The organism is Streptomyces sp. NPDC050161 (assembly GCF_044460025.1).
Taxonomy (GTDB): Bacteria; Actinomycetota; Actinomycetes; order Streptomycetales; family Streptomycetaceae; genus Streptomyces.
This window is the reverse complement of the sequence record NZ_JBITJM010000001.1, coordinates 389,334-402,553: the sequence shown is the minus strand read 5'-3', so window position 1 is coordinate 402,553 and position 13,220 is coordinate 389,334. Positions and strand designations below refer to the sequence as shown.

The 13,220-nt window shown below is 71.2% G+C and carries 11 protein-coding genes; all 11 read right to left on the bottom strand.

Annotation, left to right across the window (positions count from 1 at the left end):
* Nucleotides 1-89: 89 nt before the first annotated feature.
* Entirely contained in the window at nt 90-1,499 is a 1,410-nt protein-coding gene (gene glyA / locus ACIBK8_RS01780) for a serine hydroxymethyltransferase (RefSeq protein WP_399039510.1), read from the bottom strand.
* Nucleotides 1,500-1,594: 95 nt separating this feature from the next.
* Nucleotides 1,595-2,329 (bottom strand): protein-tyrosine-phosphatase, encoded by a 735-nt coding sequence (locus tag ACIBK8_RS01775; RefSeq protein ID WP_393682466.1) that lies wholly within the window; start codon nt 2,327-2,329, stop codon nt 1,595-1,597.
* On the bottom strand, nt 2,329-2,976 hold the full coding sequence (locus ACIBK8_RS01770) for an L-threonylcarbamoyladenylate synthase (protein ID WP_393682468.1): 648 nt from the start codon (nt 2,974-2,976) through the stop codon (nt 2,329-2,331). Before ACIBK8_RS01770 ends, ACIBK8_RS01775 begins: the two co-directional genes overlap by 1 nt.
* A 50-nt stretch (nt 2,977-3,026) precedes the next feature.
* Entirely contained in the window at nt 3,027-3,908 is an 882-nt protein-coding gene (gene prmC / locus ACIBK8_RS01765) for a peptide chain release factor N(5)-glutamine methyltransferase (RefSeq protein ID WP_399039509.1), read from the bottom strand.
* A 30-nt stretch (nt 3,909-3,938) separates the two neighbouring features.
* Nucleotides 3,939-5,018 carry a peptide chain release factor 1 gene (prfA, locus tag ACIBK8_RS01760; protein ID WP_399039508.1) on the bottom strand — a complete coding sequence of 360 codons (1,080 nt, stop codon included), beginning with the start codon at nt 5,016-5,018 and terminating at the stop codon, nt 3,939-3,941.
* Nucleotides 5,019-5,178: 160 nt separating this feature from the next.
* Entirely contained in the window at nt 5,179-5,403 is a 225-nt protein-coding gene (rpmE, locus tag ACIBK8_RS01755) for a 50S ribosomal protein L31 (RefSeq protein ID WP_227049443.1), read from the bottom strand.
* Between the two features lie 185 nt (nt 5,404-5,588).
* Nucleotides 5,589-6,713, bottom strand: a complete 1,125-nt coding sequence (locus ACIBK8_RS01750) for an LCP family protein (RefSeq protein ID WP_399039507.1) — start codon at nt 6,711-6,713, stop codon at nt 5,589-5,591.
* A gap of 333 nt (nt 6,714-7,046) precedes the next feature.
* A complete protein-coding gene (gene rho, locus ACIBK8_RS01745; protein ID WP_399039506.1) occupies nt 7,047-9,089 on the bottom strand; it encodes a transcription termination factor Rho in 2,043 nt (680 codons plus the stop codon).
* Between the two features lie 375 nt (nt 9,090-9,464).
* Nucleotides 9,465-10,382 carry a homoserine kinase gene (gene thrB / locus ACIBK8_RS01740; protein ID WP_393682476.1) on the bottom strand — a complete coding sequence of 306 codons (918 nt, stop codon included), beginning with the start codon at nt 10,380-10,382 and terminating at the stop codon, nt 9,465-9,467.
* Nucleotides 10,383-10,710: 328 nt separating this feature from the next.
* Entirely contained in the window at nt 10,711-11,796 is a 1,086-nt protein-coding gene (gene thrC / locus ACIBK8_RS01735) for a threonine synthase (RefSeq protein ID WP_399039504.1), read from the bottom strand.
* Between the two features lie 8 nt (nt 11,797-11,804).
* Nucleotides 11,805-13,097, bottom strand: coding sequence for a homoserine dehydrogenase (locus ACIBK8_RS01730; protein ID WP_399039503.1), 1,293 nt, complete (start codon nt 13,095-13,097; stop codon nt 11,805-11,807).
* Between the last annotated feature and the right edge of the window lie 123 nt (nt 13,098-13,220).

Here is a 13,220-nt window from a genome sequence, read left to right as displayed (position 1 = left end):
CTGGCCATCACAGCCACACACCCTATGCGTGTCAGGACCCCGCCCGTGAACGCGTCCGGGACCTGGCAGCCCGCGGGCCTCCCCCGGCGTCAGTCCCGATCGGGATAAGGGGGATGCCGGCGGACCAAAGCGACGGTGCGCGCACGGGCCGTACCGTCCTCGCGCAGCGCGGCGCCGATCAGCTCGCCGATCTCCGCCATCTCGGCCTCGCCCATCCCCTGGGTCGTCACCGCCGCGGTGCCGAGGCGGATGCCGGTACGGCGGGCGGGCACCGCGTCCGGCGTCGCGGAGGTGGGCAGGGCGCAGATGTCCAGCACGATCCCGGCGGCGGCGAGCCGGCCGCGGGCGGTGCGTGCGTCGATGCCGAGCGGCGCGGTGTCGGCGCAGATCAGGTGGGTGTCGGTGCCGCCGGTGGCGATCCGCAGCCCCTGGGCGGCCAGCGCGTCGGCCAGCGCGCGGGCGTGGGCGACCACCTGGTGCGTGTACGCCCGGAAGGCCGGGGTGGCGGCCTCGCCGAAGGCGACGGCCTTGGCCGCGACGGAGTTCATCTGGGCGCCGCCCTGGCTGAACGGGAACACCGCCCGGTCGATCCGCTCGGCCAGCCGCGCCCCGCACAGGATCAGCCCGCCGCGCGGCCCGCGGAGCACCTTGTGGGTGGTGCCGCACACCACGTCGGCGTACGGGACGGGGCTGGGCGCCGCTCCCCCGGCGATCAGCCCGAGCGGGTGGGCGACGTCGGCGATCAAGTAGGCGCCGGTCTCGTCGGCGATGTCGCGGAAGGCGGCGTAGTCGATGGCTCGTGGGTAGGAGATCGAGCCGCAGACCAGGGCCTTGGGCCGGCGGGCGCGGGCCAGGTCGCGGATGGCGTCGTAGTCCAGCAGGCCGGTTTCCTCGTCGACGCCGTAGCCGGCGAAGTCGAACCAGCGGCCGGAGAAGTTGGCGGGCGATCCGTGGGTGAGGTGGCCGCCGTGCGGCAGCGACATGGCCAGGACGGTGTCTCCAGGGCGCAGCAGGGCGGCGTAGGCGGCCAGTACCGCCGAAGACCCGGAGTGGGCCTGGACGTTGGCGTGTTCGGCGCCGAACAGGGCCTTGGCGCGCTCCACGGCGATCCGCTCGGCGAGGTCGACGATCTCGCAGCCGCCGTGGTGCCGGGCGCCCGGGTAGCCCTCGGCGTATTTGTTGGCGAGGGGTGAGCCGAGGGCGGCGAGCACGGCGGGCGAGGTGAAGTTCTCGGCGGCGATCAGCTGGAGGCCGTCGGCCTGCCGGGCGCTCTCGCCGAGCAGCACCCCGGCGATCTCGGGGTCGGCGGCGAGCAGCGCGCCGAAGTCGGGCCCGCCTGCCGGTACGGCGTCCCCGTCGCGCGCGGCGTCCCGTACCCGGTCGGCGAGGGACGCGGCGGTGGCCTCGTCGTCTCCGGGCGGGCCGGCGGCCTCGGGACCTCCGGCGGGAACGCGGCCGGCCGGGTGCCGGCTGCGGGCTGACGCGGTGGTGGCGGACATCGCTGCTCCGGGCCTCGTGCGGGACGTAGTCCCAATGTAGGCGCGACGGGGCGAACGGGCGCGGCGACCGGGTCCGGCCGCCCCGCGGGCAGGCGTCAGGCGCGGGCCGGGACTCCGGTGAGGGCGGTGACGACCGGGTCGAGTGCCTGGTTGATCTCGTCGCCGATGGAGCGGAAGAAGGTGATGGGCGCGCCGTAGGGGTCGTGGACCTCGTCGGACTCCGGAGTGGGCGCCAGCAGCCAGCCGCGCAGCGCGGCGGCGGCACCGACCAGGGCGCGGGCGCGCTCGACCAGGCCGCCGTCCGGCAGCCGCGGGTCGGGCTCGGGCAGCGTGGCCGGGTCTATGGCGCGTACCAGCCGGTTGAACTCCTTGAGCGTGAAGGTGCGAAGACCCGCGGAGTGGCCCATGGAGATGACCTGGGCGCGGTGGTCGCGGGTGGCGGTCAGCACCAGGTCGGCGCGGATGACGTGCTCGTCGAGCAGTTCGCGGCCGGTGAAGCCCGCCGGGTCGGCGCCGTAGTCGGCGAGTACCGTCGCGGCGTGCGTCTCCATCGGGGCGCCTTCGTGGCCCCAGGTGCCGGCGCTCTCCACCAGCAGCCCGCCGCTGCCCTCATCGCCCAGGCGCAGGTCCAGGGCATGGCGGTGCAGCCGCTCGGTGATCGGCGAGCGGCAGACGTTGCCGGTGCTGACGTGCAGGATCCGGAAGCGGCCCGGCACGCCGTTCACCGGCGCGAAGGCGGTGTGAGGGGCAGGGGCGGAAAAACCGGAAGGGGCGGCCGGCGGGAAGGTCGCATCGCCGTGCCCCGCTATGCCACGCCCCAGGGGCGCCATCAATTGGCCACCTCGAGCTCGGGCACGACCTTGCGCAGCTCCTCCGCGCTGAGCGCGCCCTCGCGCAGCAGCACCGGGGTCTTTCCGGTGACGTCGACGATCGAGGACGGCACGGCGGCGGGTGTGGGGCCGCCGTCGAGGTAGACGGAGACGGAGTCGCCGAGCATTTCCTGGGCCGCGTCGCAGTCCTGCGGGGACGGGTGTCCCGTGAGGTTGGCGCTGGAGACGGCCATCGGGCCGAATTCGGTGAGCAGCTCGATCGCGACGGGGTGCAGCGGCATCCGGACCGCGACGGTGCCACGGGTCTCGCCGAGGTCCCAGGTCAGCGACGGCTGGTGGGTGGCGACCAGGGTCAGCGCGCCGGGCCAGAAGGCGTCGACCAGCTCCCACGCCTGCTCGGAGAAGTCGGTGACCAGGCCGTGCAGGGTGTTCGGGGATCCGACGAGTACCGGGGACGGCATGCCGCGCCCGCGGCCCTTGGCCTCCAGCAGGTCGCCGACGGCCTCGGCGCTGAACGCGTCGGCGCCGATGCCGTAGACGGTGTCGGTCGGCAGCACGACCAGCTCGCCGCGGCGGACGGCCGACGCCGCTTCGCGCAGACCGGTCGCGCGGTCGGTCGCGTCGCTGCAGTCGTATCGCCGTGCCATTTAACGGTCCTCCTCGTGCGGAACGGATACATCGGGCCTCGGGGCGGCCGTCATGGCGTCGCCCGGCGCGCGGTGGCGAAACGGGGCCTGTTGTTGAGGTCGGGATGGTCGGCCGCGTCGGCCCAGCCCCGCTCCTCGGTGAAGATCCACGGCACCTGGCCGCCCTGGGTGTCGGCGTGCTCGATGACGACGAGGCCGCCGGGCCGCAGCAGCCGGTGTGCGGTGCGCTCGATGCCCCGGATGGTGTCCAGGCCGTCCTCGCCGGAGAACAGCGCGAGTTCGGGGTCGTGGTCGCGGGCCTCGGGGGCGACGTACTCCCACTCGGTCAGCGGGATGTACGGCGGGTTGGAGACGACCAGGTCGACCTGTCCGTCCAGTTCGGGGAGCGCGGTCAGCGCGTCGCCCTGGTGGAGGTGGACGCGGGAGCCGTCGACGTTCTGCCGCGCGTACTTCAGTGCCTGGTCGGACAGCTCGACCGCGTGCACCTTGGAGCGCGGCACTTCCTGGGCCAGGGCGAGGGCGATGGCCCCCGAGCCGGTGCACAGGTCGACGATGAGCGGTTCGACGACGTCCATCGCGCGGACCGCGTCTATGGCCCAGCCGACGACGGACTCGGTCTCCGGGCGGGGCACGAACACCCCGGGCCCGACGTGGAGTTCGAGGTACCGGAAGAAGGCGCGGCCGGTGATGTGCTGGAGCGGTTCACGCGCCTCGCGGCGGGCGACGGCCTCCCAGTAGCGGGCGTCGAAGTCCGCGTCGGGGACCGTGTGCAGCTGGCCGCGCTTGACGCCGTGCACGTGCGCGGCCAGCTCCTCGGCGTCGAAGCGCGGTGAGGGTACGCCGGCGTCGGCCAGCCGCTGGGTGGCCTGGGCCACCTCGGCGAGCAGCAAGGTGCGGGGGTTTCGGGGTCGTCCCCCAGGGGACTGCTGCACGGGGGTCCTCCAGCCGGTGCGTACGGGGTCTTACTGGGCGGCGGCGAGCTTGGCCGCCGAGTCGGCGTCCACGCATGCCTGGATGACCGGGTCGAGCTCGCCGTCGAGCACCTGGTCCAAGTTGTACGCCTTGAAGCCCACGCGGTGGTCCGAGATGCGGTTTTCCGGGAAGTTGTACGTCCGGATGCGCTCGGAGCGGTCGACGGTGCGGACCTGGCTGCGACGGGCGTCCGACGCTTCCTTCTCGGCTTCTTCCTGGGCGGCGGCCAGCAGCCGCGAGCGCAGGATGCGCAGGGCCTGCTCCTTGTTCTGGAGCTGGCTCTTCTCGTTCTGGCAGGAGACGACGATGCCGGTGGGCAGGTGGGTGATGCGCACCGCGGAGTCGGTGGTGTTGACGGACTGGCCGCCGGGGCCCGACGAGCGGTACACGTCGATCCGCAGGTCGTTGGGGCCGATCTCGACCTCGACCTCCTCGGCCTCCGGGGTGACCAGCACGCCCGCCGCCGAGGTGTGGATGCGGCCCTGCGACTCGGTGGCCGGCACCCGCTGCACGCGGTGCACGCCGCCCTCGTACTTGAGCCGTGCCCAGACGCCCTGGCCAGGTTCGGTGGCCCCGCCGCCGCCCTTGGTCTTCACGGCGACCTGGACGTCCTTGTAGCCGCCGAGATCGGACTCGTTGGCCTCCAGGATCTCGGTCTTCCAGCCGGCCCGCTCGGCGTAGCGCAGGTACATCCGCAGCAGGTCGCCGGCGAACAGCGCGGATTCCTCGCCGCCCTCGCCGGCCTTGACCTCAAGGATGACGTCCTTGTCGTCGCTGGGGTCGCGGGGCACCAGCAGCAGTCGCAGCTTCTCGGTGAGTTCCTCGCGCCTGGCGTCGAGTTCCTTGACCTCGTCGGCGAAGTCCGGGTCGTCCGCGGCGAATTCGCGCGCGGTCTCCATGTCCTCGCCGGTCTGCTTCCAGGAACGGTACGTCGTGATGATCGGGGTCAGCTCGGAGTAGCGCTTGTTGAGCCGCATGGCCTCGCGCTGGTCGGCGTGGACCGCGGGGTCGGCCAGCCGCTGCTCAAGACCGGCGTGCTCGCCGATCAGTTCCTCGACCGCCTCGAACATCGTGGGGTTCCTTCTGACTGGTGGTTCCGGGGGCCGGTCACCTGGTGCGGCGGTGCCGCGGCGTTCGCGGACCCCCGGCCGGGTCCGTGGCCTGGACGACAAAGCGCCGGTCCGGTCACCCCTGCGAGGGGGCGACCGGAAACCGGCGCCTTGCGGGTCGCTACTTCTTGGCCGAACCGGCGGCCTTGCCGAAGCGGGCCTCGAAGCGGGCCACACGGCCACCGGTGTCCATGATCTTCTGCTTGCCCGTGTAGAACGGGTGGCACTCGGAGCAGACGTCGGCGCGGATGGCGCCGCCGTCGACGGTGCTACGGGTGGTGAACGACGCGCCACAGGTGCAGCTGACCTGGGTCTCGACGTATTCCGGGTGGATGTCGCGCTTCAAGGGGTTCTCCTAGGTTCGGGAGTGCTCCGGGTCGTGGTGCGGGTTGCGTCACGTGAACCGGGGCCGACGGTCCAGTCTGCCAGGACTTGCCGTATCTCCCAAAACCGGGGTAGGGCGTCCGGTATTCCCCCGATGCCGGTCCTGCGGCACAGGGTGGGCGGCCCGCTACAGCCGGTAGGCGCCCGCTATTTCACGTACGAGCTGGTGCCGCCCTTGTCCCCGGCCGAGTCCTTGATCGCGGACTTCGGGATGGGCCGGTCCCGGTGCAGCGCGTCCCAGACCTGCTGGGTCTGCCGGGGCAGCGGGAGCACCCGCGCGGGGTCGAGCTTGTCGTACGTCACGGGCAGCGTCACCATGTCGATGTGCTCCGAGCCGATGCCGCCCAAGCTCTTGGCCAGGCCGGTGAGTTCGCCGACCGAGTTGAGGTCGGTGTCGGTGGTGACGGCCTTGGTCGCGGTGTCCGCGATGTCGTAGAGCTTGCTCGGGTTGGTGAGCACACCGACGTGCTCGACCTGCTCCATCAGGGCCTTGATGAAGGTCTGCTGGAGCTGGATGCGGCCCAGGTCGCTGCCGTCGCCGCCGGGCACGCCGTGCCGGGTGCGGACGAGGCCGAGCGACTGCTCGCCGCTGAGGGTGTGCTTGCCGGCCGGCAGATGCAGGTGGCTGCTGTCGTCGTCGATCGGCTTGCTGGTGGTGATGTCCACCCCGCCGAGCGCGTCGATGAGCTTCTTGAAGCCGGTGAAGTCCACCTCGACGAAGTGGTCCATCCGGATGCCGCTGAGCGATTCGACGGTCTTGACGGCGCAGGCGGGGCCGCCGACCTCGTACGCGGTATTGAACATCACCCGCTGCGCGCCGGGGACGTCCTTGCCGTCCTTGGTGCAGTCGGGGCGCTTGATGAGGGTGTCGCGCGGGATGCTGACGACGCTGGCCTTCTTGTGGCCCTTGTAGACGTGCAGGACCATCGCGGTGTCGGAGCGGGCGCCGCCCTCGTCGGTGCCGTATTCGCTGTTCTTCCCGGCCCGCGAGTCCGAGCCCAGGACCAGGATGTCCATCGAGCCGTTGTCGACGTTCTGCGGCCGGTCCTTGCCGAGGGCGGCGTTGATGTCGACGCCCTTCAGGTTGCCGTTGAGCTTGAAGTAGACGAAGCCGAGGCCGGCGCCGCCGAGCAGGGCGCAGCTGACCAGGGCGGACAGGGTGAAGGTCAGCGCGCGGCGGCGCCGGGTCGGGGCCTTGCGCCGGCGGCCCGTGGCGCGTATCCGGCGGGCGCGGCTTTCGGCCGTCTTCACGGTCCCCTTGCTGTCCGCCATCTGCTCCTCAGTCCTCGTTCGCTCGGCAAACCCCTCGTCATCACCGCGCAGGCACGCTGCGTTGCGCCCTGTGAGACGGGGGGACGACCGGAAGGGTTGCACAGCAATGTATGAGCCCTTTCTTAGAAAACGCTGCGCGGATGTCCCGGGTGTGCCTGCGAGCCGACGTCTCTCACCTGGGGTTTCGGGCCGCTGTCGCGCCACGCGGCCCGCGGCGCGGACGGCCGGTTCCTGTGCGGAAGGTCTCAGCCCCGCGCCCGCCGGGACAGCACGAAGCCCTCCTCACCCGGAGGGGTGAGAAGGGCTTCGGTGCCGGCGCTGCGGCCAGGGGCGTCAGTCGTTGCCGTTGCCGCCCATGCCCGGCGTCGTCTTCTGGATCTGGAGCAGGAACTCCGCGTTGGACTTCGTCTGCTTCATCTTGTCCAGCAGCAGCTCGATGGCCTGCTGCTGGTCCAGCGCGTGCAGCACCCGACGCAGCTTCCAGACGACGGACAGCTCCTCGCTGCCCATCAGGATCTCTTCCTTACGGGTGCTGGACGCGTCGACGTCCACCGCCGGGAAGATGCGCTTGTCGGAGAGCTTGCGGTCGAGCTTCAGCTCAAGGTTGCCGGTGCCCTTGAACTCCTCGAAGATCACCTCGTCCATCCGCGAGCCGGTCTCGACCAGCGCGGTGGCCAGGATGGTCAGCGAACCGCCGTCCTCGATGTTGCGCGCGGCACCGAAGAAGCGCTTCGGCGGGTACAGCGCGGTCGAGTCGACACCACCGGACAGGATGCGTCCGGAGGCGGGCGCCGCGAGGTTGTACGCACGGCCCAGGCGGGTGATGGAGTCCAGCAGGACGACCACGTCGTGACCCAGCTCGACGAGACGCTTGGCGCGCTCGATGGCCAGCTCGGCGACGGTGGTGTGGTCCTCGGCCGGGCGGTCGAAGGTCGAGGAGATGACCTCGCCCTTGACCGACCGCTGCATGTCGGTGACCTCTTCGGGCCGCTCGTCGACGAGGACGACCATCAGGTGGCACTCGGGGTTGTTGCGGGTGATCGAGTTGGCGATCGCCTGCATGATCATGGTCTTGCCGGTCTTCGGCGGGGCCACGATCAGACCACGCTGGCCCTTGCCGATCGGCGTCACCAGGTCGATGATCCGGGTCGTCAGGCCGCCCGACTCACCTTCCAGGCGCAGCCGCTCCTGCGGGTAAAGGGGCGTCAGCTTCCCGAACTCGGCGCGCTGGCGGCCCTGTTCGGGCGCCACGCTGTTGACGGTGTCGAGGCGGACCAGCGCGTTGAACTTCTCGCGCCGCTCGCCGTCGCGCGGCTGGCGGACCGCGCCGGTGACGTGGTCACCCTTGCGCAGACCGTTCTTGCGGACCTGGGCCAGCGAGACGTACACGTCGTTCGGGCCCGGCAGGTAGCCGGAGGTCCGGATGAACGCGTAGTTGTCGAGGATGTCGAGGATGCCCGCGACGGGGATCAGGACGTCGTCGTCGGAGACCTGCGGCTCGTTGCCGAAGTCCTCGCGGCCACCGCGGCGGCCCCGGCGGTCGCGGTAGCGGCCCCGGCGACCGCGACGGCCGCCCTCGAAGTCGTCACCGTCGTCGTCGGGCCTGCGGTTGTCGCGCTGCTGGCGGCGCTCGCCCTGCTGGCCGCCGCCGTCGCCGCCGCCGTCGTTCTTGTTGCGGCGGTCGCGCTGGCCGCGCTCGCGGCGGTCGCCGCCCTTCTGGCCGCGGTCCTGACGGTCCCCGCGGTCCTGGCGGTCGCCGCCCTTGTTCGTCCGGCCCTCGCCGTCCTGCTGGGTGGCCGTCGACTCGCCCTTGGCGGGCTGCGTCTCGGTCTTCGCCTCGGCCTTGACCTTGGTCTCGGTCTTGACGTCGCCGGAGGCCGCGTCGGGGCTGCCCGCAGCGGCGGTGGCGCGGCGCCGACGGCGCTCGCCGGCCGGCTGCTCGTCGCTGACCGGCTGGCCGGGGATGTCGATCTGCTGCTGGGCAGCCTTGCTGTCGGCGGCCTTCTCGGCCTTGCCCGCCTTGTCGGCGGCCTTCTCGGCGCCGTCCTCACCGGTACGGGCCTTGGAGGTCGTACGGCGCTTGGGCTTGGTCTCGGTCTCGGCGGGCGCGTCGGCCTTGGCCGCGGAGCCGCCGGCCTGCTTCTCCTTGATGACCTCGATCAGCTGGCTCTTGCGCATCCGCGCGGTGCCCTTGATGCCGAGGCCGGAGGCGACCTGCTGCAGCTCTGCCAGGACCATGCCGTCGAGGCCGGTACCGGAACGGCGACGCCGCGAGGTACCGGCAGCACCGGTGGCAGGCGCGGCGGGAGCGTCCGTGGCGGGCGCGGTGGCACTGCCATCGGTGCGCACGCCCATCAGATCGGTGGTGTCGCTCACGAAGGGTCCTTCCCTGGAGCGGGCGTCGGCCTGTCTGGCTCGGCGACCGGTTGTGCTGTCCGGCTGTGGTCCTGTGCTGCGTGGACCGGGCCGGGGCGGTGGTCCCGCCGGATACGGCGGAAAGATCAGTTCATTGGTTCCGGCGCGAAGGATGCTGTGTGACGCAATTCCGCCACGCCGATTCCGGAGCGTGCTCACTTCTGCTCAGGCCATTGCTCCAAGCAGTTTGGGAGGCTCCCGGAAGAAAGTGGTCCCGATGGGGGACACGAAGCACCGCGCCACTCAGGCGTCGAGTACTGACTTGAGGTTAACACTACCGGATCCAACAAACATTCCCCCTTCCCAAGACCGGTAATCGTCGATCACCCGCGTCGATCACCCGGCGAGCGGCAGGACACTCGCGCCCGCCGCATCGAGGGCCAGCCGGTTGGCCGCCCACCCCTCACCCGCCAGCGCCGCGACCTTGTCGGCCGCCGCGTCCTCGACCAGCGCGAGCACCGTCGGGCCCGCGCCGGAGATGACTGCGGGGACGCCGTCCGCACGCAGTCGGTTCACCAGTGCCACGCTCTCCGGCATCGCGGGGGCGCGGTATTCCTGGTGAAGTCGGTCCTCGGTCGCCGCGAGCAGCAGCTCCGGGCGCCTGGTCAGCGCCTCGACGAGCAGTGCGGCGCGACCGGCGTTGGCCGCGGCGTCCACGTGCGGGACGGTGCGCGGCAGCAGTCCGCGTGCGGTTTCGGTGAGCACCGGTTTCCCGGGCACGAAGACCACCGGAACGATGGACGCGGCGGGATCCATCCGGATCGCCCGTGCGGCACCGGTGTCCGTCCAGGCGAGGGTGAACCCGCCGAGCAGGCAGGCGGCGACGTTGTCGGGGTGGCCCTCGATCTCGGTGGCCAGCTCCAGCAGCGCGTCGTCGTCGAGCTTCTGCTCGCCGCCTATGGTCACGGCGCGGGCGGCGACGATGCCTGCGCAGATGGCGGCGGACGATGAGCCCAGGCCACGGCCGTGCGGAATGCGGTTGGCGCAGACGATTTCGAGACCGCGCGGCTGTCCGCCGAGCAGGTCGAAGGCGGTGCGCAGGGAGCGCACAAGCAGATGACTCTCGTCGCGCGGGAGGGTGTCGGCGCCCTCACCTGCGATGTCGACGTGCAGACCGGAATCGGCCACCCGCACCACGACATCGTCGTAGAGCCCCAGGGACAGACCTAGTGCGTCGAAGCCAGGACCGAGATTGGCGCTGGTAGCGGGGGTGCGCACCCGGACGGCGGCGGCACGGAACGCGGGACCGGCCATCGCTCGATGACTCTCCTTGATTGATGCTGCGGTACTGCCCCACGGCACCGCGGCACCGGAGTGCCCGGTCGGCTCGTGGGGTCTGTTCTGACCTGCCCTGAACACCACTGCGTTATGCCGTGGGGAGGGGAGTTGGCTGCCAGCCTATCGAAGGAAGGTTCTGTGGCGACATAGGGCGCACAGGAGGCGCACGATGCGTGTCGCACGCCTTTCTGTGCCCCGAGGCGTCTTTGCAGCCTTTGCGCAATTTGCTGTACGGCGGGTTCTCCGGCACGGACGGCCGGATGCCCCGCCGCACAGCGGGACGTACGGGGCCTGAGCCCCGGAACTACGCGAGACCGAGGCGCTCGGCCGCGGCGTCCGCGTCGATCGGGATCGTGACCGGCTGCGGCGCTCCGGCCACCGCCCAGTCCGGGTCCTTGAGGCCGTTGCCGGTCACCGTGCAGACGATGCGCTGGCCCGGGTCGACCTTGCCCTCCTCGGCCGCCTTGAGCAGCCCGGCGACCGAAGCGGCCGACGCGGGCTCCACGAAGACGCCCTCCTGGGAGGCCAACAGGCGGTAGGCCGCCAGGATTTGACGGTCGGTCACCTCGTCGATGAAGCCGCCGGACTCGTCCCGCGCCTGCTCGGCGAAGGCCCACGAAGCGGGGTTGCCGATGCGGATCGCGGTGGCGATGGTGTGCGGGTCCTTGACGACCTCGCCGCGCACGATCGGTGCGCTGCCGGACGCCTGGAAGCCCCACATCCGCGGCCTGCGCGAGGAGATGCCGTCCGCCGCGTACTCCTGGTAGCCCTTCCAGTACGCGGTGATGTTGCCGGCGTTGCCGACGGGCAGCACGTGGATGTCGGGCGCGTCGTCGAGCATGTCGACGATTTCGAAGGCCGCGGTCTTCTGGCCCTCGATGCGCACCGGGTTGACGGAGTTCACAAGTGCGACCGGGTAGTTGTCCGAAAGTCGCCGTGCGAGAGTCAGGCAGTCGTCGAAATTTCCGTCGATCTGGAGGATCTTGGCGCCGTGGACCAGCGCCTGCCCCATCTTGCCGAGGGCGATCTTGCCCTGCGGGACGAGCACGGCGCAGACCATGCCGGCCCGCACCGCGTACGCGGCGGCCGACGCGGAGGTGTTGCCAGTGGACGCGCAGATGACGGCCTTGGCGCCCTCCTCCTTCGCCCGGGTGATCGCCATCGTCATGCCGCGGTCCTTGAAGGACCCGGTGGGGTTGGCACCCTCGACCTTGAGGTGCACCTCGCAGCCGGTGCGCTCGGACAGCACCTGGGCCGGTACGAGGGGTGTGCCGCCCTCCCGGAGGGTGACCACCTCGGTCGTGTCGCTGACCGGCAGCCGGTCACGGTATTCCTCGATGATTCCGCGCCACTGGCGGCTGGCCGTGGACACAGTGGAATTGGCAGACATGGGTTCCTTTACTCCCCTTCGACCCGCATGATGCTGGCGACACCGCGGACGGTGTCCAGCTCGCGCAGTGCCCCGACGGTCGACGACAGGGCAGCGTCGGCCGCTCGGTGGGTGACGACGACGAGGGATGCCTCGCCGTCCTTGCCCTGCTGACGGACCGTATCGATCGATACGCCGTGCTCGGCGAAGACCGTGGCGACCTGCGCGAGGACGCCGGACTTGTCGGCAACGTCGAGACTGATGTGGTACCGCGTGACGACGTCGCCCATGGGGCTGACCGGCAGCCGCGTGTACGCCGACTCCCCGGGCCCGGTGGCGCCGGCGAGCTTGTTGCGGCAGACCGCGACGAGGTCGCCGAGCACCGCGGACGCGGTCGGCGAGCCGCCGGCACCAGGACCGTAGAACATCAGCTGGCCGGCCGCTTCGGACTCCACGAACACCGCGTTGTACGCCTCGCGGACGGAGGCCAGCGGGTGGCTGAGCGGGATCATCGCGGGGTGCACGCGCGCGGTGACGGACGCGCCGTCCGCGGCCCGCTCGCAGATCGCGAGCAGCTTGACCGTGCAGCCCATCCGCTTCGCGGAGGCGATGTCGGCTGCGGTGACCTCGGTGAGGCCCTCGCGGTGCACATCGTCGATGGTCACGCGGGTGTGGAAGGCGATGCCCGCCAGGATCGCGGCCTTGGCCGCGGCGTCGAAGCCCTCGACGTCGGCGGTCGGGTCGGCCTCCGCGTAGCCGAGCGCGGTGGCCTCGTCCAGCGCCTCGCTGTACCCGGCGCCGCTGGAGTCCATCTTGTCGAGGATGAAGTTCGTGGTGCCGTTGACGATGCCGAGGACGCGGTTGACCTTGTCACCGGCCAGCGACTCGCGCAGCGGACGCACCAGCGGGATCGCGCCGGCCACCGCGGCTTCGTAGTACAGGTCGGCGCCGTGCCGCTGCGCTGCGGCGTGCAGCGCGGCGCCGTCCGCGGCGACCAGCGCCTTGTTCGCGGAGACGACGCTCGCGCCGTGCTCGAACGCGGTGGTGATGAGCGTGCGGGCCGGCTCGATGCCGCCGATCACCTCGATCACCACGTCGATGTCGCCGCGTTTGACCAGCGCCGTCGCGTCGGTGGTGACCAGCTCGGCCGGGATGCCGTCGCGCACCCTGTCGGGGCGGCGGACGGCGATCCCGGCGAGCTCCACGGGTGCACCGATGCGGGCCGTGAGGTCGTCGGCGTGCGTCGTCATGATGCGCGCCACCTCTGAGCCGACAACACCACAGCCCAGGAGCGCCACCTTCAGCGGACGCGTACGCATCATTCGACCTCTGCTTTTCATCGATTCAGCCGTTTTCCTGCTTGTTGATCCACCAGTCTCACGCACCGGACGGCACTTTCCGTGCCTCGTCCGGATGCCGAGACATTTACGTCATCCGCGCCGGAC